General features: G+C 69.1%; 17 protein-coding genes and 4 pseudogenes. 10 read left to right on the forward strand and 11 right to left on the reverse strand.

Annotated elements, in window-relative coordinates:
• Positions 1-186 precede the first annotated feature (186 nt).
• Positions 187-828, forward strand: a complete 642-nt coding sequence (locus ACZOOI_RS45475) for a hypothetical protein (RefSeq protein WP_465282681.1) — start codon at positions 187-189, stop codon at positions 826-828.
• 1387 nt (positions 829-2215) lie between these two features.
• On the opposite strand, the gene ACZOOI_RS45480 is transcribed toward ACZOOI_RS45475, so the two are convergent.
• Complete coding sequence (locus tag ACZOOI_RS45480) at positions 2216-2389, reverse strand: hypothetical protein (protein WP_465282682.1); 174 nt, start codon at positions 2387-2389, stop codon at positions 2216-2218.
• On the reverse strand, positions 2390-2533 hold the full coding sequence (locus ACZOOI_RS45485; RefSeq protein ID WP_465282683.1) for a hypothetical protein: 144 nt from the start codon (positions 2531-2533) through the stop codon (positions 2390-2392).
• Between the two features lie 92 nt (positions 2534-2625).
• Here ACZOOI_RS45485 and ACZOOI_RS45490 point away from each other — a divergent pair.
• Positions 2626-2769, forward strand: a pseudogene (locus tag ACZOOI_RS45490) (IS5/IS1182 family transposase); the annotation flags it as partial.
• Positions 2770-2907: 138 nt separating this feature from the next.
• Here ACZOOI_RS45490 and ACZOOI_RS45495 read toward each other — a convergent pair.
• Complete coding sequence (locus ACZOOI_RS45495) at positions 2908-3510, reverse strand: TetR/AcrR family transcriptional regulator (RefSeq protein WP_452132195.1); 603 nt, start codon at positions 3508-3510, stop codon at positions 2908-2910.
• 111 nt (positions 3511-3621) lie between these two features.
• Between ACZOOI_RS45495 and ACZOOI_RS45500 the strand changes: the two genes are divergently transcribed.
• The 4 genes from ACZOOI_RS45500 (at position 3622) to ACZOOI_RS45515 (ending at position 7214) form a co-directional block, all read left to right on the forward strand.
• Positions 3622-4503, forward strand: a complete 882-nt coding sequence (locus ACZOOI_RS45500) for an NAD(P)-dependent oxidoreductase (RefSeq protein WP_465284177.1) — start codon at positions 3622-3624, stop codon at positions 4501-4503.
• Positions 4490-5548, forward strand: a complete 1059-nt coding sequence (locus ACZOOI_RS45505; protein ID WP_465282684.1) for a helix-turn-helix transcriptional regulator — start codon at positions 4490-4492, stop codon at positions 5546-5548. The genes ACZOOI_RS45500 and ACZOOI_RS45505 overlap by 14 nt, the downstream gene beginning before the upstream one ends.
• A gap of 122 nt (positions 5549-5670) precedes the next feature.
• Positions 5671-6225 (forward strand): hypothetical protein, encoded by a 555-nt coding sequence (locus ACZOOI_RS45510; protein WP_465282685.1) that lies wholly within the window; start codon positions 5671-5673, stop codon positions 6223-6225.
• Between the two features lie 44 nt (positions 6226-6269).
• Positions 6270-7214 carry a hypothetical protein gene (locus ACZOOI_RS45515; protein WP_465282686.1) on the forward strand — a complete coding sequence of 315 codons (945 nt, stop codon included), beginning with the start codon at positions 6270-6272 and terminating at the stop codon, positions 7212-7214.
• 43 nt (positions 7215-7257) lie between these two features.
• Here ACZOOI_RS45515 and ACZOOI_RS45520 read toward each other — a convergent pair.
• A pseudogene (locus tag ACZOOI_RS45520) lies at positions 7258-7485 on the reverse strand (16S rRNA (adenine(1518)-N(6)/adenine(1519)-N(6))-dimethyltransferase RsmA); the annotation flags it as partial.
• Between the two features lie 460 nt (positions 7486-7945).
• Between ACZOOI_RS45520 and ACZOOI_RS45525 the strand changes: the two are divergent.
• Entirely contained in the window at positions 7946-8395 is a 450-nt protein-coding gene (locus ACZOOI_RS45525) for a hypothetical protein (RefSeq protein ID WP_465282687.1), read from the forward strand.
• Positions 8396-8491: 96 nt separating this feature from the next.
• On the opposite strand, the gene ACZOOI_RS45530 is transcribed toward ACZOOI_RS45525, so the two are convergent.
• On the reverse strand, positions 8492-8686 hold the full coding sequence (locus tag ACZOOI_RS45530) for a hypothetical protein (protein WP_465282688.1): 195 nt from the start codon (positions 8684-8686) through the stop codon (positions 8492-8494).
• Positions 8687-8726: 40 nt separating this feature from the next.
• Positions 8727-9731, reverse strand: coding sequence for a methyltransferase domain-containing protein (locus ACZOOI_RS45535; protein ID WP_465282689.1), 1005 nt, complete (start codon positions 9729-9731; stop codon positions 8727-8729).
• Positions 9732-9934: 203 nt separating this feature from the next.
• Between ACZOOI_RS45535 and ACZOOI_RS45540 the strand changes: the two genes are divergently transcribed.
• The gene (locus ACZOOI_RS45540) at positions 9935-10312 is read left to right on the forward strand and encodes a VOC family protein (RefSeq protein WP_465282690.1); all 378 of its coding nucleotides are present in this window, start codon (positions 9935-9937) and stop codon (positions 10310-10312) included.
• Between the two features lie 537 nt (positions 10313-10849).
• Here ACZOOI_RS45540 and ACZOOI_RS45545 read toward each other — a convergent pair.
• From ACZOOI_RS45545 to lanKC, 3 genes are all read right to left on the reverse strand, one after another.
• Complete coding sequence (locus tag ACZOOI_RS45545) at positions 10850-12664, reverse strand: ABC transporter ATP-binding protein (protein ID WP_465282691.1); 1815 nt, start codon at positions 12662-12664, stop codon at positions 10850-10852.
• Positions 12665-12812: 148 nt separating this feature from the next.
• Positions 12813-12950 (reverse strand): SapB/AmfS family lanthipeptide, encoded by a 138-nt coding sequence (locus ACZOOI_RS45550; RefSeq protein ID WP_465282692.1) that lies wholly within the window; start codon positions 12948-12950, stop codon positions 12813-12815.
• Positions 12951-13056: 106 nt separating this feature from the next.
• Positions 13057-15900 (reverse strand): class III lanthionine synthetase LanKC, encoded by a 2844-nt coding sequence (gene lanKC / locus ACZOOI_RS45555; protein WP_465282693.1) that lies wholly within the window; start codon positions 15898-15900, stop codon positions 13057-13059.
• A 26-nt stretch (positions 15901-15926) separates the two neighbouring features.
• Here lanKC and ACZOOI_RS45560 point away from each other — a divergent pair.
• Positions 15927-16115, forward strand: a pseudogene (locus tag ACZOOI_RS45560) (hypothetical protein); the annotation flags it as partial.
• Positions 16116-16269: 154 nt separating this feature from the next.
• Positions 16270-17301 (forward strand): ArsR/SmtB family transcription factor, encoded by a 1032-nt coding sequence (locus tag ACZOOI_RS45565; RefSeq protein ID WP_465282694.1) that lies wholly within the window; start codon positions 16270-16272, stop codon positions 17299-17301.
• Positions 17302-18074: 773 nt separating this feature from the next.
• On the opposite strand, the pseudogene ACZOOI_RS45570 reads toward ACZOOI_RS45565, so the two are convergent.
• Both ACZOOI_RS45570 and ACZOOI_RS45575 read right to left on the reverse strand, forming a co-directional pair.
• Positions 18075-18559: pseudogene (locus tag ACZOOI_RS45570) on the reverse strand (ATP/GTP-binding protein); the annotation flags it as partial.
• Between the two features lie 301 nt (positions 18560-18860).
• Positions 18861-19226, reverse strand: coding sequence for a hypothetical protein (locus ACZOOI_RS45575; protein WP_465282695.1), 366 nt, complete (start codon positions 19224-19226; stop codon positions 18861-18863).
• Between the last annotated feature and the right edge of the window lie 137 nt (positions 19227-19363).

A 19363-nucleotide genomic window follows, 5' to 3' on the forward strand; every position in this document is an offset into this window, starting at 1 on the left:
TCCTTCTGCGTGGATGGAGGCCGAGGCCGGTCGGTGGTGGCGGTGGCCGGGCGTCGGTCCGGGTCCACCGGGGTGTCTCCCCGGGGGGTGGGCGGTCGAAGTCCGGGAGTTGCCCTTCGGATGGGGGGTGGGGCTGGCAGGCTGGGGCCGTCGTGTTCGTCCCGTCCCACAGGTGGGAGATCGATCATGCGCAACGGACTGGTGTCCGCGGGTGTCGCCGCGGGGCTCTTACTGGCGTCGGCCTGTGGTGGGAACGGTGACGATCCGCCCCCTCGCGCCTCGTCGGCCTCGACGGCCCCGGCCGAGGGCGCAGAGCGCCGACCCGATCCGCGACCCGCGGACGAGACGATCGAGTTGACCGACTGGGAGGGTTTCCGGTATCGCACGCCTCTGCCGATCCTCGGCAGTGGGCCCCAGGCGCGGAAGGAGGCGGCACCCCCGGGGAAGGTGTTCCTCCATGTCGACCTCACCCTGGAGAATCTCCAGAGGGATCGGACCGCCGAACCGAGCAAACTCGTCGAGGAACTCGTTTTCGCCGCGGATCCGGGCTCGGGAGCCGGCGGTGCGGTCTGCGAACAACCGCCCGGCCCCGGATGCATTTACGCGTGGCCGGTCTGCGAGCACCGGGACCGGACCTTCGAGGGGGACCCCGAGGAACTCGACGACTCCGGGGAGCCTATGCCGGCCGGAGCGACATACAAGCTCCGTTGCTACCTCCGGGAGCCGGTGCCAGCGTCGGTCGACCCGAAGCGGATCCACGTCTTCCAGTTTCGGTACGACGCCCCCGACCGTTCCAAACCTCGTCACATCGAGATACCCCACACCTGAGACTTCCGAGGAGTCCGGACCGCCCGGGACCGGTGGAGCTCGCGTTGAGGGAGCCAGCGAATGGGTCGGTCGATCCGTTCCGGCGGTGGCGGTCGCGGCGGCCGTCGCCCCGGGGTACGCGCTCGCCGACGGCGACACCCGCGTCACCCACCGCGACGTCCGCCAACCCCTTTTGCCCGGCCCCACCCACGCCTGACGCGACACCCCGCCCGACGACACGGCCGGCCCCCGATCGGGGGCCCGCCGTGTCGCGGTGGACGCCGGCGCCGCGGGCTGTTGGGGGCGGTGCGCGGTGCCGGCGGGGATCAACTCGTCGAGGTCGGCTCGTCGGGACACGCTCACCACCGGTTTCCGGGCGTGGCCAGCAAGGCGCCGAGCGCCGGGGCCGGCCGTCGCACGGCTCGGCCGGGACGTAGTGGGCCCGGCCGCCCTCCGACACCTGCGCCATCGACACCACAGACACCGCCCCCCTCGAACGCACCGGGCGCACCCGCGTCGACCGAGAGGCACTTCGCTTGCTCCGTCTCGGCTGTTTTGAAAGTTCTTGTCGGTTGATCATGTGTTGACCAGTGCGTTTGCAGGGTCTGGGATTTTGGATCTTGGGTGCGTGGCCTGGGTTTTGCTGTCTTGCGCGGCTTTGGTCTGGCTTGTGGCCTGTGGTTTTGCAGGATTTGGGACGGATGGTCGGTTCCGTCGGGAAAACCCGTGGACGGGGGTGGGCTGTTTCGGCGGGTGAGGCCTGGGACGTCCGGTCGGTGGGTCCTGGCCGCGGTTGAGGCGGACCGGTGTCGCTGGCGTGGCGGTTCCTGTGGGGCGTCTTTCGGTTTCCTGTCGAGTTTTCCTGTCTGGTTTTCCTTACGACTTTTGGGTGGGGTTGTCGGTCTGACGCCTGAGCCTGTCGATGGCGCTGTGTGGCGTTGTGTCGGCCGGTTGGGTGGCCTGGTGGCGGATCTGGGATACGAGGGCCGCAGGAGGGCGTCCGGGGTGCTCCGTCCCGGCTGTTTTGAAAGGCCTTGTCGGTCGATCATGTGTTGACCATTGGGTTTGCAGGATCCGGGATTTTGGATCTTGGCTGTGTGGCCTGGGTTTTGCTGTGTTGCTCGGCTTTGTCTGGCCTGTGGTCTGTGGCTTTGCAGAATCTGGGACGGATGGTCGGTTCCGTTGGGAAAACCCTTGGACGGAGGATGAGGTCGCCTCGAGGATGCTGATCTTGATGTGATGCGGTGATCGCCTGCGGTCGGTTTCGCGTCGCGAACGGACCGTGCCGAGGGTGTGCGCTTCTTGTACGCGTAGTAGGTGCTCGGGTGGATGCTGCAGTCGTGTGCGGTGAGCACAGTGCAGATCGGCTTGACTCCGCCGAAGCGGTCCCGATGCTCGTCGATGAAGGCTACGAGCGTGTGTGTGGCCGGTCGAGCTCGGCCGCGAAGAAAGACGCCGCCGCCTTGAGGATTTCGTTCGCGCGCTCGAGCTCGCCGTTCTTCCGTTTCAACGCCTTGAGGTGCGCGGATTCCTCCGTCGTGGTCCCGGGCCGGCCGCCCGCGTCGACCTCGGCCTGACGCACTCAATGGCGCAGCGACTCGGATCCCACATCGAGCTTGGCGGCGACCGATCGGATCGCTGCGCGTTCGGATTCGTACTGGTCGCGGGACTCCAGCACCAAGCGCACGGCCCGTTCCTTGAGGTCCTTTGGATAGTGCTTCGGCATGATTCGTCCGATCCTCTCAAGAATGAGAGTCTCGATCTAACCCGGAGCGGTTCAGTTCCGCGGGTGGTCGTCCGGTCGGGTTCGGTGCGGAGTTGTACCGCAAACGCAACGTCGTCGAACGGGCGATCAACCGTCTCAAAATCCACCGGGCCGTCGCGACTCGTTACGACAAACGCGCCTACGTCTACCTCGGGACCGTCACCCTCGCCGCGCTCTTCATCTGGCTCCGCACATGATCCGAGAAATAGAACCCAGTTGTTCTCGCTCGGCGAAACGGGGGAGAAAAAGTGGTGATCCGGCCGCAGCATAGAAAAAGCCAACGCCGAACAAACGCAGAGCGCTCCCCGGAGATCCACCCCACCAACCAGCCCGCCTCACCCCCCGCCCTCATCCACCCCCACCACACACGCATCCAAAAGCGGCCCCAGTTCCCGGGCCACCGTCGTGAGTGCCCGCACATCCCGCTCCGCCCTCGCGATCAGGATGGCGCCCTCCAGCGCGCTGATCGTCAGCGTCGCCAGAGCCTCCGTGCGAGCGCCGGGCACGCCCATGTCGGCGAGCGCCGCGGCCACCGGTCGGTTCCATCGGGCGAACGCCGCGGCCACCGCCGTCCGGGTGGAGTCGGCCGTCTGCGAGCAGTCCACCGTCGCGGCGACCAACGGGCAGCCGCCCGTGAAGCCCGCCGTCTCGAACTCGTCGACCCACTGCCCGACCATGGCGGCGAAGAGCAGACTCGGCAGCGGCTCGGGGATCTCCGCCAGGAAGCGGGCGATCCGCCTCTCGGCGTAGCGCCCGGCCCAGGCCACGGCCTCGTTGACCAACTGCTCCTTGCCGCCCGGGAAGTAGTGCCGGAGCGACCCGCGCGGCGCGTGCGCATGCTCGACCACGTCCCGGACGCCCGTTCCGGTCACACCGTCGCGCCGGATGAGTTGGGCCGCGCTGAACACGATCCGCTCACGCGGTCCCCGCTCCGCCATGCCAACCTCCCCTCGCCCGCGTACCGCAGACGATCATCGCATTCTCACGATACTATGACACTCGTCATAGAAGACGAGGTCAGCGGCCAGGGACGATGGTGGTTGAACATGGTGGACGTCGGTTTCGTCGGTCTCGGCTTCATGGGACAACCCATGGCACTCAACCTGGCCCGAGCCGGAACACCGCTCGTGGTCTGGAACCGCACCGTCGCCAAGACCGAGCCGCTGCGCGCGGCCGGCGCCGAGGTGGCGGCGCGTCCCGACGAAGTCTTCGAACGGGCGCGGCTTGTGATCCTCATGCTGGCCGACGAGGCCGCCATCGACGCCGTCCTGGGCCGCGACACCCCCGCCTTCCACAAGCGGGTGAGCGCACACACGATCGTCCACATGGGGACGACCTCACCCGACTACTCGCGCGGCCTCGAAGCCGACATCCGCGCGGCCGGCGGTGGTTATGTCGAGGCGCCGGTCTCCGGTTCGCGCGTGCCCGCCGAGGCCGGGCAACTCGTGGCCATGACGGCCGGAGATCCCCACGCCGTCGAGGCGCTGCGCCCGCTGCTGGCGCCGGTGTGTCGGGAGGTCTTCACGTGCGGGCCCGTCCCGAACGCGCTGGTCATGAAGCTCTCGGTCAACCTCTTCCTGATCACCATGGTCACCGGCCTCACCGAGGCGTTTCACTTCGCCGACCGGCACGGGCTCGACCGGCGGCAGTTCCTGGACGTGCTCGACGCCGGTCCGATGGCCAGCGCCGTGTCCCGGATGAAGGCGCCCAAGCTGCTCGCCCGCGACTTCGCCGCGCAGGCCGCGGCCCTGGACGTGCTCATGAACAACCGACTGATCGCCGAGGCCGCCGCGAAGTCCGACATCGCCTCGCCCCTGCTCGACGTCTGTCACGCGCTGTTCGCCGAGACCGTCGCCCTGGGACACGGGGCGAGCGACATGGTCGCCGTGCTCCGCGCCATCGAGGCTCGAACCGACGGTGTCGAGGCGTGAGGCCCCGGACCGACTCGCTCGGACCCTGCGCGCGGCGGCGGGCGAGCGCTTCGTCCGGGACGAGTTGGCCGCGCGGGTCTCCCAGGCGCTCCATGCGTGGGTGGCCCACGACGGGTTGCGGCTGTCCGGGATGAACCCCGTCACCGGGGCCGTCTCGTTCGGATTCCTGCACGGCCTGGGTCCCGATCTGGCACGGGCGCAACTGTTCGACTCCTACCTGGGGGCGGACCCGTTCAGTCCGGTCGACATCGCCAGGCTGCCGGAACCGGTGGGGCTGCTCGGCGGCAACGACCGTTCCACGCCGGGGCATCGACGCGCGCTGGAGACCCTGACGGCGCACGGAGCCGGCAGCGAGGTGCGCCTGCTGCTGCGGGACGGCCGAGGCATGTGGGGCCTGTTGGCCCTGCTGCGCAGCGCGGGCGGCACGGCGTTCGACCACGACGACGCGCGGCGACTGACCCTGATCGCCCCGTCGCTGATCGCCCTGTTGCGCGGGTACGCGAGCGCCGAACTGCCGCCTGCGGGCGACGCGTACCTGCCCGCGGGGATCGTCGTCGTCGGCCCCGACGACCGCGTGCGTTCGGTCACGGCCGAGGGGCGGGCGTGGCTCCGGGAGATCTCCCCCGCACGCGGCCTGGCCCCGGAGTGGATGCCCGACGTGTCGATGCGCGAGATCGCCCTGGCCGCGCGGCGCCACGCGATCGACCCGGGCGCGCCACGCCCGGTGGCGTACAGTCCCGCCGCGTTCCTCGGACGCCGCGTCGCCGTGCACGCCCAGCCCCTGAACCCGGACGGCACGGGCGACGTCGCCGTGCTCCTCCAGGACGCCTGCGGCACCCGCGTCCTGCCCGAGTTCGCGGCCTGGCACGGTCTCACCGCCCGCGAGGGCCAGGTCGTCCGCCAGCTGCACTCCGGCGCGGCCCCCAAGCAGATCGCCCGCGCGCTCGACGTATCGGTGCACACCGTCAACACCCATCTGAAGGCGGTATTCCGCAAAATCGGCGTCAACGGTCGCGACGAGTTGCGCGCCATTCTCGGATACTGACCGCGCCCACGCCCTCCCCAGATTTGGGGATGTCGAGCCCTGGGCGAGTCGATCGAGCATCGAGTCGACGGTCGCGTCATTCGACCGCTGAGAAGCGGACACGGGGAAACGAGGAAAACCACATGACGAAATCCACGAAGACGCTGCGCCGGTCGACCGTCGGCGTCGCGCTGGCCGCGCTCCTGATCACCGGCACCGGAACGGCCCAGGCCGGGTTACGGCAGTACCAGGACGGGTTCGAGTCGAACCCGTCCGGCAAGTGGATCAGGGAGACCGTCGGAAACGCGGCGACCGGCTTCGACTTCGGTCTGAACAACGCGCGTTCCGGCAGCAACAACGGATGGCTCAACGCGGGAACCCAGGGGTTCGCCGCCGAGGGCATCTGGGTGTCCACGGGGGACGCCGGGGCGAGCGACTGCGCGGCCCAGGTGTTCGCGAATCCGCTCAACGACCGCAGTCGGGAGATCACCGTCGGGGTGTGGGACTCGTCCGGCAATCTGATCGACAACATCACCCGGGATCTGAGCTTCACGGGGTATCAGCGCGTCCAGTCCAACCCGTTCCGGCTCTACGGTTATCAGTCGGTTTTCGTCCGGTTCACCGTGAGCGACAGCGGCCGAGGATACGACGGCGAATGGGTGCGCCTCGACGACTTCACCCTGACCTGCACCTGGTAGCCGACCGGACATCGCACGGAAAGACCGAAACGGGGAAATTCATCGTGTCGTTCATCCGATCGACCCGCACCGTGATGGCCGCGGTGGCCCTGGCCGTCACCGTCGCCGCCGGCGGCGTCGCCTCGGCCGGCACCGCGCCGACGCCGGCGCACAAGACCGGGAAGCCGCCGCCCGCACCCGCGACGAGCACGGCGGGGAGCAACGCCATCGGCGGGTACCAGATCGTCACCGGCACGGGCACGGTGCCGCGCGGCACCAGCAATCCCGCGTCGGCCACGTGTCCGGCGGGCACGTACGCCTTCGGTGGCGGCGCCTACGGGTTCCTCAACCGCATGCTGCTCACCGACTCGACGCCCGCGCCGGACGGCTCCGGCTGGAACGTGTGGGTTCGCTTCGACACCGAACCCGGCGGCAGCGACGGGGGCTTCACCGTCTACGCCGTCTGCGCGAACGGCCTGAACCGGCATCAAGTCACCGGCGCCCCGGTCCGGGTCGACACGGGGTCCAGTCAGTACGCGTTCTCCCCGCAGTGCCCGGCAGGGATGGTCATCCTCGGCGGGGGCGTGTCGTACTCCACCGTGGGTCCCATCGCGATCAGGGCTTCGGAGCCGCACAACAGCCGGGACCCCGACAGCCATGTCGATCGGTGGGACGAATGGATGGCCGACGTCACCAATCTCTCCCCGTCGAACTCCTTCAACGCCCAGGCGTCCGGCGTCTGCGGCAGCGGCTTCGAGAGGTTCGAGGTCGTGCAGGCCCTGTCCGTGGACATAGAGCCGGGTGTGTACCGGTCGATCGCCGTCTCGTGCCCTCCGGACATGTCGGTGCTGAGCGGTGGAGGCTTCGAGAGCGGCGGGCTCTTCGACTCCGGCGAGTCGACGATCGCCGATTCCTACCCCATGAGCGGTTCGACCTGGGTGGTCGGGTTCGAGAACAGCTACAGTCCGCAAACCCGACACGGCACCGCTCGGGCCGTCTGTGTGAAGTGACCTCGACCGACGAGTAGCGGGCACCGGGGCGACCGGGGCGCGGTCAGCCGCGCCCCGGTCGCCCCTCGGCGATGCGGGCGAACTCCGCGACGCCGAGCGCCTCGCCGCGCGTACGTGGGTCGATGTCCGCGGCGCGCAGGGCGGCCTCCTCGGCCGCCGCCGCCGCCGAGCCCGCCAGGGCGGCGCGCAGCGTCTTGCGGCGTTGGGCGAACGCGGCGTCGATCACGGCGAACACCTCCGCGCGCGTCGCCGACGTGGTCGGCGGGTCGCGGCTGCTCCGTCCCGGCTGCTTTGAAGGATCTTGTCGATCGATCTTGTGGTGACCAGGGGATTTGCAGTATCTGGGACTTTGGATCTTGACGGCGTGGCCTGGGTTTTGCTGTCCTGTTCGGCCTTGTCTGGCGTGTGGCCTGTGGTTTTGCGGGATCCGGGACGGATGGTCGGTTCCGTTGGGAAGACCTGCGGGTTGTCGCGGTCGCCGTGGTCGGGCAGGGCACGCCTGTACGACCGCTCCGACGGCGCGGGCCCGTCGCGGTGTCCGGTGTGGGCGTGGTGTTGCACGACCGTGGGTTGGGGATCCTCGGGGTCCGGCCACGGTGTGCCGCCGTCGAAGTGCCGCGCGGTCCGCGCTCGGGGCTCGGGGTTCGTTCGTCGTCGGGTGGTTGTGGTGGGGATGATGGTGCGGTCGTGGGGTTCACGGGCATCGGCCGTGGTGTGGGGGAGGGTTCGGGGTGAGCTTCGAGTCGGGTGGGTTTCCGTTGGTGGTGCCGCAGTCGCCGTTGCAGTTGTGGGCCTACCACGCGGGTCATTCGAGGATGGTGTTCCGTCGTCAGACGCAGTACGGGATCCGTTACGAGGACGACCGGGTCCTGGACGTGTGTTTCCGGGATGTGCGGAAGGCGATGATCGAGCCGTACGTGCCCGGTGCCGTCGTGCGTCCGCTGGATGTGCCGCCGCCGGGTGAGGTGCCGGTGCCGGAGCACCGTCGGGCGAGGTATTTCTCCGTCACGGGGACCAGCGCCCTGCACGGCGGCGCCGTCGGGCACTGGGTCCTGTGCGGGAGCGTGTCGTGGGCGTGGTGGGACATCGGGTGGAACGATCCGAGCCCGTTCCTGGACGACGCGTCGATGGATTCCCTCGACACGGTCGTCTGGCGGGGGCGGGTCGAGCCGCCCGCGTGAGCGCCTGCACGGCCGACACGGACGATCCCGGCCGAGCCGGACGACGGTCGGTTCCCGATCCTGGCCGCCGGGGCGGTGGCGGGCCGGTCGGTGGTGTCACGGTCGGGCGGCGGTGTGCGGGCCGGCGCGTTCGTCGTCGTGGGGCGGGGCGTGCGCCGGGAGGGTGGAGTCGTCGAGGAGCCGGCGTACCCACGACCGGTGGGTGACGAACGCGGCCCGACACAGCCCGCGTTCGGGGTGGTCCTCCTCGGGGCCGCCGATCGCCGGGTCCACCGGGTTGTCAAAGGGCATCCCCGGATCTGAACGCGACGACGCAATGCCTGAGGGAGGGCTACATCTCCCAGCGTCGTTCGGGGTGTTGTGCCCAGGCCCATTGTCGGTCGGCTTCGACGGTGATGCCGAAGTCGTAGCCGCGGATACGGTGTTCGTCCTGCCATTGCAGGGCGGCGTCGACTTCGTCCCACAACCGCCTGGGCCCGCCTTGGACGGCCTTGCCGATCCCGGGGCGGTCGTCGACCAGCGCCCAGGAACGCTCCCGGTCCCACAGGCGCCACACCGTCCCGCCGCCGAGTGTCTGCAGTCGCACGTCGGGGAGGTGCAGCGCGACGGCGTGGGTGAAGTTCCCGTCCCGGTACAGCGACCCCAGGACCCACTCCACCTCCGCCTCGCCCGTGGCCGGCTCGGCCTCGCGCGCCGCGTCGAATCCTTCGCTGCCGTCGTCGCGTTGGCCGCGCAGCTCCATGAACGCCACGCTGCGTACGAGTTTCCCCGACGCCGTGCCGTCGTCGCCCGCGACCAGGCGCAGGAGGGCGCCGGCGCCGAAGCCGGGCGACCACGGGGCGACGATCACCGCGCCCGGGCGAGCCTGTTCGATCCACGCGTAGGGGACTTTGTGGGTGAACGCGGCGGTGGCGTGTACGCGCTCGAACGTCCCGTGGTCGGGGGCGCCGAGGGTTCCGTCGCCGGTGAGCACCGAAGGTGCGAGGCCGAGTCGGGCGTGGGCGGCGCGGGCGTCTGCCGCGAGTGCGGGGTCGATCTCGACCGAGACGATGTTCTCGTCGCCGAGGTGCCAGGCGAGGAGGGCGGCGGTCCAGCCGGGTCCGGTGCCGATCTCCAGGACGCGTTGGCCGGGGCGGACGTCGAGTTCGGTGAGGAAGGAGGCGACGGCGCGGTAGTCGCTGAGCGAGCTGCTCGCCACATCCCCCACCGTGTCGGAGGTGCCGTCGTCGACCTGGGTGACGACGGGGTCGGGGCGCAGTACCGCCTCGTTCCACGCGTCGGGGTCCGCGTGGCGGTCGACCACGACATCGACCACCCCGCGGGTCCCCTGCTGCATTCGCCGCATCAACTCCTCCTGCCGCGCGGCGCTCGCCCGGAACGCCCCACCCATCCGGCGAGGGATGTCAGCGCAGCCCGGGCCCGGTCAACTGACCCACGCCGGGGCCGAAGTTGACGACGTCCACCCATTCGACGCCTCCGACGTTGCCCGGTTCGACGCCCACCAACCAACCGACCGAGCGCCGCGCCTAAGGTTTGATCGTGATTGCCGACCTGCAGTGCGTGGTGTTGGACTGTGCCGATCCGAGGCAGTTGTCCGAGTTCTACCGGTCCCTTCTCGGCGGCGCCGTCAATCGGCCGGATCGGCGCTGGGCAACCGATGACGCCTGGGCGACGCTCCACTCTCCGTCCGGTCTCGTGCTCGCCTTCCAGCGCGTCGCGGACTACCGACGCCCACAGTGGCCGAACCCCGCCCTGCCCCAGCAATTCCATCTGGACCTGGGTGTTGCGGATCTCGATCGGGCGCAGCAAGAGGTGCTCGCCGCAGGCGCAACGGTGCTCGACAGCGGCCCGGACGGGCGAAGCTGGCGTATCTACGCTGACCCGGCCGGGCACCCCTTCTGCCTGGTCCGCCACTGAGAACCGTCGGCGTCCGACCACGAACGCCTAGGATCGCCGGCGCAAAGGCCCAAACGACTGGGTTCGCTGTGGCGTCGCCGAGGTTGCGGGGACGGGCGGGTGTCGCGCCGCCGGGGTGGCCGCAGCAGGTGCGTTCGCCGGGTGTGCCCGGCCGGGAGCGCACGGCGGTGGCGTGGTTGTGGGACCTGTGCCCACCCGGCTACCGCAGCCACGAGGTCCTGCGCAAACACCCGGTGCTCCTGGTGCGGATGGCCCTGCAGCACGTGGGGGCCGCGCTCGCGGCGGCCCGGCAGGGCTACGGCACGGCCCGATCCGACCTTGCCGCGGTCGTTCCCGGCGCGGCCTTCCGGGCTCTCATCGAGGCCGCTGGCCAGGGTGAGCGTGCAGCGCGTCGACGGCGCACCCCCGAGCTGCGCCGGGTGCTTGTGGCACGCCTCTGCGGCCACCCACCCCGGCGAGCACGACCGTCACCCAAGCGATCACTTCGACCGCCTGAACCGCCACCAAGGCCGCACACCCGACCGGTCGCATCCGTGCTCAGGCCCGCGTCGGGACGTGTTCCCATGCGTGGGTCAGGTGGCGGTAGACGCCCTCGACGGCGAGCAGTTCCGCGTGGGTTCCCTCCTGGGCCACGCGGCCGTCCTGGATCACCAGGACCCGGTCGGCGTAGCGAACCGTGGAGAGCCGGTGCGCGATGATCAGGCATGTCCGCGTGCTCAGGAATGGCTGAAGGGCGTCCATCAGTGCCCGTTCGGTCGCGTTGTCGAGCTGGGATGTGGCCTCGTCCAGGACGACGATGCCCGGTGCCTTGAGCACCAGGCGCGCGATGGCGAGCCGTTGGCGTTCGCCGCCCGAGAGGTTGACTCCGCGGTCGCCCAGGACGGTGTCCAGGCCATGGGGCAGACGTTGGACCGTTGCCCACACCTGCGCGAGGCGGCACGCCCGGATCAAGGCCTGTTCGTCCGCGAGCGGATCGCCGAAGAGTAGGTTTTCCCGCACCGTGGCGTGGAAGAGGAATGCCTGCTGGGTGACCACTCCCACCGTGGAGCGCAGTGAGCGCAACCGCAGGTCGCGCACGTCTCGGCCGCCGACCTCCACGTGCCCCGAGTCGACGTCCCGGCATCGGGTCAGGAGGCGTCCGAGCGTGGATTTGCCGGCGCCCGAGGGGCCGACGATGCCCAGTGTGTGTCCCGCCGCGAGTTCGAATGTGATGCCGTCGAGGACGGCACGCGGTCGACCGGTCGATCGTGCGGTGCCGGGGTCGGCGTCGGCGTCGGCACGCAAAGACGCGGGGACGCCGGTGTCTTCCGGGGGATAGGCGAATGCGACGTCGACGAATGCCACCGATGTCCCGCACGGCTCGGCCGCGTTCGCGGCTTCGCGAATGGTCGGCCGGAACAACATGATCTCGCGCACCCGCTCGAAGCTGACGGTACCCGCCACCAATTCGAGTCGGCAGCCCGGCAGTGCGGTCAGCGGCCCGTAGATCCTCGCCAATAGAGCGACCAGGGCGACCATGGTGCCCACCGACAGCGCGCCGCGCGCGACCAGAACACCCGAGGCCGTGTAGACACCGGTCGTCGCCACGGCCACGAGCAGCGTCAGGACCGCTCCCAGTCGGCCGTCCAGGACGGCGCCGCGTACGGATACGTCGCGCAGTCGGTGCACGTGTCGCCGAAACCGTTCCGCTTCGGTGCGCTCGTCGCCGTAGAGCCGGATTGCTTCCGCGCCCTGCGGGCCGAGTCGTTCCGCCGCGGTGGAGTCCAGGTCGGCGGTCGCGGCCAACTGCTCGCGGGTCAGCGTGCGCAAGGTGGTGCCGAACCTGGTGGTCAGGACGTGGATCAGGGGGGCGAGGAAGAAGACGGCCAGGGCGATCCGCCAGTCCAGCAGGAGGATCGCCGCGCCGGCGACGACGAGGGTGACCATGGCGGACACGACGGTGGCAAGTGTCCTGGTGATGACATCACGTACACCCTGGACGTCTCCGTGAAGGCGCGAGACGATCGCGCCGACCCGGGCGCCGGCGAAGAACGCGGCGGTCTGACCCTGCATGTGCTCGTAGAGGTCGGTACGCATGCGGGCGGACACCTCCTCGCCCAGGCTCGCGACCAACCAGCGCTCGGTCAACGCGGCGCCGGCCGTGAGCACGCCGATGCCCAGAAGTACTCCGCCCAGGACGTAGATGCGTGTGGTGTCGCCCGGTATGGCCCCGTCGTCGATCAGCCGCTGGGTCACGAACGCCGGCAGTACCGCCAGTATGGCGTTGCCCGTGATCAGGAGGACGGCGAGGACGATGCGCAGGCGAAACATGGCCATGAAGGTGCGCAGTCTCGCGTAGGGCTCGTGAGCCATCAACGGCCACCGTTTCTCGAGGTGGATGTACCGACGGATGTGCGGACGGGCGGTCGGACCGAAGCCCGACCGCCCGGGTGTTGTGCCCTCCTCGACGGATCACTCGACCGTTCGGTCGACCGCCGGTTCAACGGGCCGACACGGAGGTTCAGCCGCAGGCGAACCAGGACGCGTTGGAGGGACGGTGGTTGCCACACGACCAGAGGCTGATGTCGCTGGCCATCGCCTCGCTCTCCGCGAGGGACTCCTTCGGGGAGTCAAGGCCCTGCAGGTCGTACATACTCATTGCTTGCTCCTTCTTTCTTGTCGCCCTCGCCGGGATGACGAGGGCTCTTCCCGGGACCGGTCGGTCCCGGAAGCAGATGGGTCCGATGCTCGGACCTGCGTGCGCCTCACTCCAGGAATGGCAGATTCACCCGGGCGCTCGCGTGCCGGACGCCGTACGCGGCGGCCAGGGCCACCAGGACACCGGCGCTTCCGGTCGCCAGGTCCATCGACAGGCGCATCAATTGATCGCCCGGGAAGACCACATCGTTGCGGCGGCGCAGTGCGTGCCAGTTCAGGCCCCGGATCTGGTGGGCCGTGTCCTCGCTCATGCGCGGATGTGGTGCGCCGTCGCGGGTGGCGTTGAACAGCAGTGGACCCGCACGGCCGTTGAAGAGCCCGGAGAAGATGTAGAGATCGGAGCGGGCCGCAGCGTCGATCGCGCTCAGGGTCGTCTGCCACGGTGGTGTGGCCGTGCCGCGCAGGTAGCGTCGCAACGCGAATCCCACGCCGACGCTTCCGGTCGCCAGGTAGGGAATCGTGCGCCAACCCTCGTCGACGTGCAATGCCCCGGCATCGTCAAGGATGCAACCGTGTAGGTCCTGTTCGAGGGCGAGGGCCGCGCTCTCGCGGTGTCCGTCCTCTCGCGTTGCCTCGTACATGGCGGTCAGGAACAGGGCCGGACCGCACGCTCCGTGCATGAGCCCGATCCGGCGGGCCCGGCGCGGACTCGGGTCGTCCTTGCGGTTGGGGGCGGCTGCGTCCAGGACCCGGGAGCGCACGAGATGGGCGAGTTCGTCGGCACGTTCGAGGTAGCGCGGGTCACCGCTGTGTTCGGCGAACGCGAGGAAGGTCAGGCCGATGCCGGACAGTCCGGAGAACAGGCTGTCGTTCAGCCGATCGGTGTCGATGTCGCCCAATGCGGCGAGGAGTTCGATGGCCTCTTGGTGATGCCCGAGTTCCCACAGGACGTAGGCCAGACCGGATCTGCCGTTGTAGAAGCCGGGCGGTGTCGAACGCGTGGTGTCGCGGGCCTGACGGAGCAGCCACGCCTCTCCGGTGGGATGGCGTGGAGCGCCCGCGACGTGGAGCGCCCACAGCACACCTGCGGCGCCGTACGCGAAGGAGAGGCCTCCCGCTCCGGTGAATTGCTCGATGTCGCCGGGAAACAGGCGGTCGGTGCGCAGCGGGGACGCGCTGTCGAAGATCGCGGCGGTCAGCGATTCCCGGAGTGCGGGCCATCGCATCGGGTCGGCTTCGATGCGAGGACTGGATCGAAGCGACCAGGAGTCGGCGCGCCTTCGGTTGACGTCGGGTCGTGCGCTCGCCGCCGGAGGTTCGTGCTCCTGCTCTCCGAGTACGCCCACCGCGTCGGCGAACAGGGCCCGATCGACGGCGAAGGTGTCGGCGATGAGGTCGGCGAGGTGTTCGGCCTTCCTGCGGTCGAGGCGAATCAACGTGGTCAACGGTACGAACAGGGCCAGTTTGAGGGCGGCCAAGGCATATTCGTCGACCTCGAATCCTGCTCGATCGGCCGGCGCGCCGAAGCCGGGATGCTCGAGGCTGGGTCGCCGTGGTTGCCCGGCGTGCCGGCTCACTTCGAAGTCGACGAGCACGGCGGAAATCTCGTCGGCCTCCTCACGGATGAGGATGTTGAACGGGTGCAGGTCACCGAAGACGACGTCGCGCTCGTGCACGGCGCGCACCGCGTCCGCGACGGCCTTCCATACGCGTTCGGCCCATCGGCCGTAGTCGGCGTGGCCGTCGCGCGTGCGCAGCGATCCGAAGAGCGGGTTGCGCCGGGCGTAACACTCGTTGAGCGGAACTCCCTCGACAAATTCTTCGACGAGGTACTCGTTCTCGCCCATCACGCGGTAATCCACGGATGCCGGGACGTGGCGGATACCGCGCAGGCGGTTCAGGATGTCGCGCTCGTTCCGCAGCCGCGTGACCGCGTCTTCCCCGCTCGCGTCCAGCCCGGCGTGCGGACGGGCCTCCTTGACGACCAGTCGGCGGCCCGATGTGCGGTCCTTGCCCTCGTAGACCCCGCCACCGTTGGAGAAGTGCATCGCACGAACGATCTCGTAGGGGAAGTCGTCGACCGTGACCTGGTTGCGCCGCTCCAACGCCGATTCGAGAAACGTCGGCAGTGTCACCCAGGACGGTGGACGAAACACCGGCCCGCGCGTGTCCGGTTCCAACTCTCCCGACGGGTTTTCGATCCCCGACCGAACATCGCCGTTCGCGTCGATGAATCGGCGTTCGAGGAAGGACCCGTAGCGCACGTACAGGGGGCCCGTCGCCCACCGCAGATCACTGAGGATGTAGGGACCCGGTTCGCCGGCCAGGATCGGGCCGAGGCCTTCCAGGATGCCGAGTAGCTCCGCCTCGTCATGGGGATAGATGGTGGCGAGCTTCCCGCTGCCGGGTCGCTCCGCGTACTTGGAGTTCTTGAACGCGTACTCCCGCAGGTTCGGCACCACCTTGAAGGGAATGTTCCGGGCGACACAGTAGGTGTGGATCCGGGTGGCGACCGAGTCGGCGTTGTGGACGACCGCGGACACGTGCACCTTCCAGCCCTGCGCCGGCATCGCGGCCCGGGGTGGCAGGTACGTGATCCAGGCGTCCATCGTCCGACGTTCCCAACCGTCGGGCAGGGTCGCTCCGTGCGCGGCCAGCATGTCCGAGGCGCGGAGTGCGAGATCGGGCCGGTCGTAGAACTCGCCGTCGCTCAAACAGAATTCCTGGTAACGGGGATCCACGACTCCTCCGGTCCTGCGTTCGTGTCGGATAGCTCGTCGAGTGTTCTCGGTCGGCGTGGGCGGTGCCTGTGCGACCGCCATGACCGAGCGGGCGGCCGCGAGTCGTCGACCGTCCGCCTCCCGTGTTGACCGTGCGCGCCCGAAACGCCGGAATTCGGATGTTCGGCGTCGTCCGGACGCGTCTCGAACATGCACGCTTTTCCTTTCCATTCATCCTCGAACGGATCCTTGAGACCTACAAGAAACGCAATGCTGCGGAGCGTGCTATCGGCTGCTAGAAACAGTTCCACGGCGTGGCGACCCGATACGACAAACGCGGCTACGCCTTCCACGGCACTGTCATCTCCGCGGCCGCGTCCACTGTTCGAGCCGCAGCGGGATGCGGTTGCGGCGCACAGTGGTTCACCGTGCGGAGTGTGTCGTAGGTGTCTCTTGCGCCTCGGAACAGATCCTGGCAGCCGATCCCTCCGGAGCCGAAACCCTTTCGGTCCTCGCCGAAATACCTGTCGAAAAAGCGCCTTGGCGCGGTCCGAGACAGCCGGAAAGGATGACCTTCAAGTCACACCGGAGGGACATCGCGTGATACGCATCAAGCTCACGTCGGAAGACCTGGCCAGGACTCGGATCGCCCCCACGTGGGGCCCACTCGGCGAGACGTTCTTCTCCCTGGCGACCCTGCAACAGCCCCAGGAGGAAGCTCTGTTCGGGGAATGGCGCCGGGGAGTGCACGCCGAGTCGGCCGCTCGAACGCATCCGGCTTCCGCTCTCTTCCACGAGGGTCTCCTGGATCTGTTCACCGTGACGGGAGCCTCGACCTCGATAGAGGAAGGCCTCGACGCGCTTCGTGCGGCCCGAGCGGACCACCTGCACACCGAACTCGCCGGAGCGCTCAAGGCCCGCATCCACTACACGCGCTCCACGGGACCGTGGGCGGGCACCGCCTGGGGAGACATCGCGCACGACCGCGCGGACCGCAAGGAACTGGTGACCTACCTCCAGGACGCCCACCGCGCCGCCGTGGCCCCCCACTGGCCGCGCATCCTGTCACGATTACGGGCCGAGCAGGCCCGTCATGCCTGCACACTCGCCGAGCACGGAGTGGAGGCGATGCTCGCCGGGCTGCCACCCGGATTCCGCTGGCGGCCCCCAATGCTGGAGATCGGCCGGGGAGCACTCTTCGTTACCGCCGAACCGGCCGGCCGAGGTCTGCTGCTGGTCCCCTCCGCCTTCTGCCGGGCCAGGCTCGGTACGTACACCCATCGCGCCGACGACCAGGCACCCGACCTGCTGTTCATACCCGTCATTCGCAACGTCACCGACGCCGCCACCCTGCTGACGACATGGGAAAACGGACTGGACAAAGCCCTGTCCGCTCTCCTGGGCCGCACGCGCGCCCACACCCTCGACGCCATCGGCAACGGCCCATGCACCACCGGACAACTCGCCGAGCGAATCTCCGCATCCCTGCCCACCGCCAGCGAGCAGGCCACCGTACTTCGCCAGGCCGGTCTCATCACCACCACCCGACACGGCAGCGCCGTACTGCACGAGCTCACCCCCCTTGGAAACGCACTGCTCAACGGCCACCACTTTCAGAAGCCACCTCCCTAACCACCCAACGGACGCCACACCACACAGCCCGGCGTCCCCACGAGGATGCGCATGATCGAGGGGAGGCCGAACGCATGACCCGGGGGCACCCGGACCCGGAGCGCCGTTTGACCGCTGACGGCGCAATGTGCCGTGCCGCCCGCGATCGACCTTCCCGAAGGGTGGCCGGACACCGCCCGTGCCGGCGGCACCGAGCTGTCATTGGCGGATGTGGTCGGTGGTCGTCGTCGGTCTGCGGGTTCCGGGGTGTGTGCCGGTGCTGGTTCCCGGCGAGCCGGCCGGTGACGGCACGCTGTGGTTGACGGCCGGCGGCGGGATGCCTCGGTGGCCGCGGCAGGCTTTGCCGATGGTCGTCGGGCGAACGTCCTTCAGGTGGGGGCGCGTTCGTTGTGGAGCGAGGTCGAGGAGGCCTACCGGTGGTGGGACCGGGCGGGTCGCCCGGAGGTGTGCGGGGCGGCGGCCCGCCGGCTGCTGGCCTCCGGCCCATGACCTGGCTGCCTGCCGACTTCGTCCATCCGGGAGACATTCATCCCGATGTGATTCCGGGGGTGGTGGTTGGTGTGTGGGTGGTGGTGTGGGCTGGGGTGTTGCAGGTTGGTTGAGAACGTTTCGTGGCCGTCCGGGCGAGGGCCGTGGGGGCCTGACCTGGGATAATCGCGGTTTCGTTGAGAACACCCGGGTGTGTTGCACATAGCCGGGTGCGTCTAAAGGCCCGAACCTTGTTTGTGCTGGTCACGGGCTTTTGCCCTGGTCGCAGGGGTGGGGTGGCGGCCCTACCGTCCGGATGTGTGTGGCCGGGTGGTCCGCGGGTGGTGCCGGGTTTCGGCGAGGTGGTCGAGGCGGATCCGGTCGAGGCTGGTTTTGGTGATGTGTTCGGTGCCGTCGACGATCGCGGTGATCGCGGCCTGTCGGATGAGGCGGGTGAGGCTGCCGATGCGTCCGGCGGTGCGTTGGTGGAGGTAGGCGGCGAGGCAGGGGAGTGTCCCGGCCCGGTGTGCGTTCAGGTCGAGGGCGGCTTCCAACGCCGGTGATCAACTCGGTGAAGGGTTCGTGTTTCCCGAGCCGTGCCGGGAACGCGTCGCACTCGACGAGGGAGGCGCGTCCGGCGAGCCCGGCCCCGCGCACACCGCTGAACAACGCGGTCGCCGTGACATCGATGCCTGCGTACACGAACCCCCGTTCGGTGAGGTCTCTTCGACAGGTCGGCGGTCTCCGCGCCGGTGGTGGTCCGCGGGTTGAGGCGGTGGACCTCGTCGATTTACCGACCGCAGGAACTCGTGAAACGGCTCTGAACTGCGACGATTCATAGACTACATATCCGCGACGGGAAGTTGGGGCCGTCGCTGTCGATTATCGGGGAAGTCTCGCCGGAGCCCCGGACGCCTTTGGCGTTTGGGGCTCCGGCGTTCGTGGCCGCAGGACGACACGACACCCCGGTTCGGGCCCCTCCGACCTTGGCACGCATAAAGACCGACCACCAAGCCCCGCGATCGCACCCGCCCGGCAGCGTCCCTCCGGGACGCGCGCGACCCGACAGGAATGGGCTCCGGAAATCCTCGTCAGTTCAGCCAGGGCCACACCGTGTCGCGGGCGGCCTCGCGGGCGAGATCGGCCACGAATTCCGAGCCTCTGCCGCCTCCGCCGCCCGCGAGATTGTCGTCCGGCTTCGCGGACCATATGGGGGATCCGCCCGGTTCGGCCACGACGACGGTCTCACGCAGATCGCCGCACACCCAGAGCAGCCCCAGTCCGTCGGGCATGGCCGCCCACGTCAGGGGGGGAATTCTGCCCCGGAAGGCGCGAGCCACCTCGTCGTCGGGCGTCAGCAGCAGGATGCGTCGTTCGATGGCGGTGTACAGATCCGTCTTCTGCGTGCCGGGAATGGCCGCGACCCGACACGGCCACACCTGCCACGGATGCGACATGAGCAGCGTCCGCTGCTCCCTCGCGGCCAGTATTCGGGATCCACCTGCCCGAAATGCGAAGAAGCCGGGTACGGCAATTAACAGGGCCCACATGTACTGATCGGAGTCGTCCTCCCTCTGACTCTCTCGCGTATATC

The sequence above is a fragment of the Embleya sp. L77 genome, from assembly GCF_055557415.1.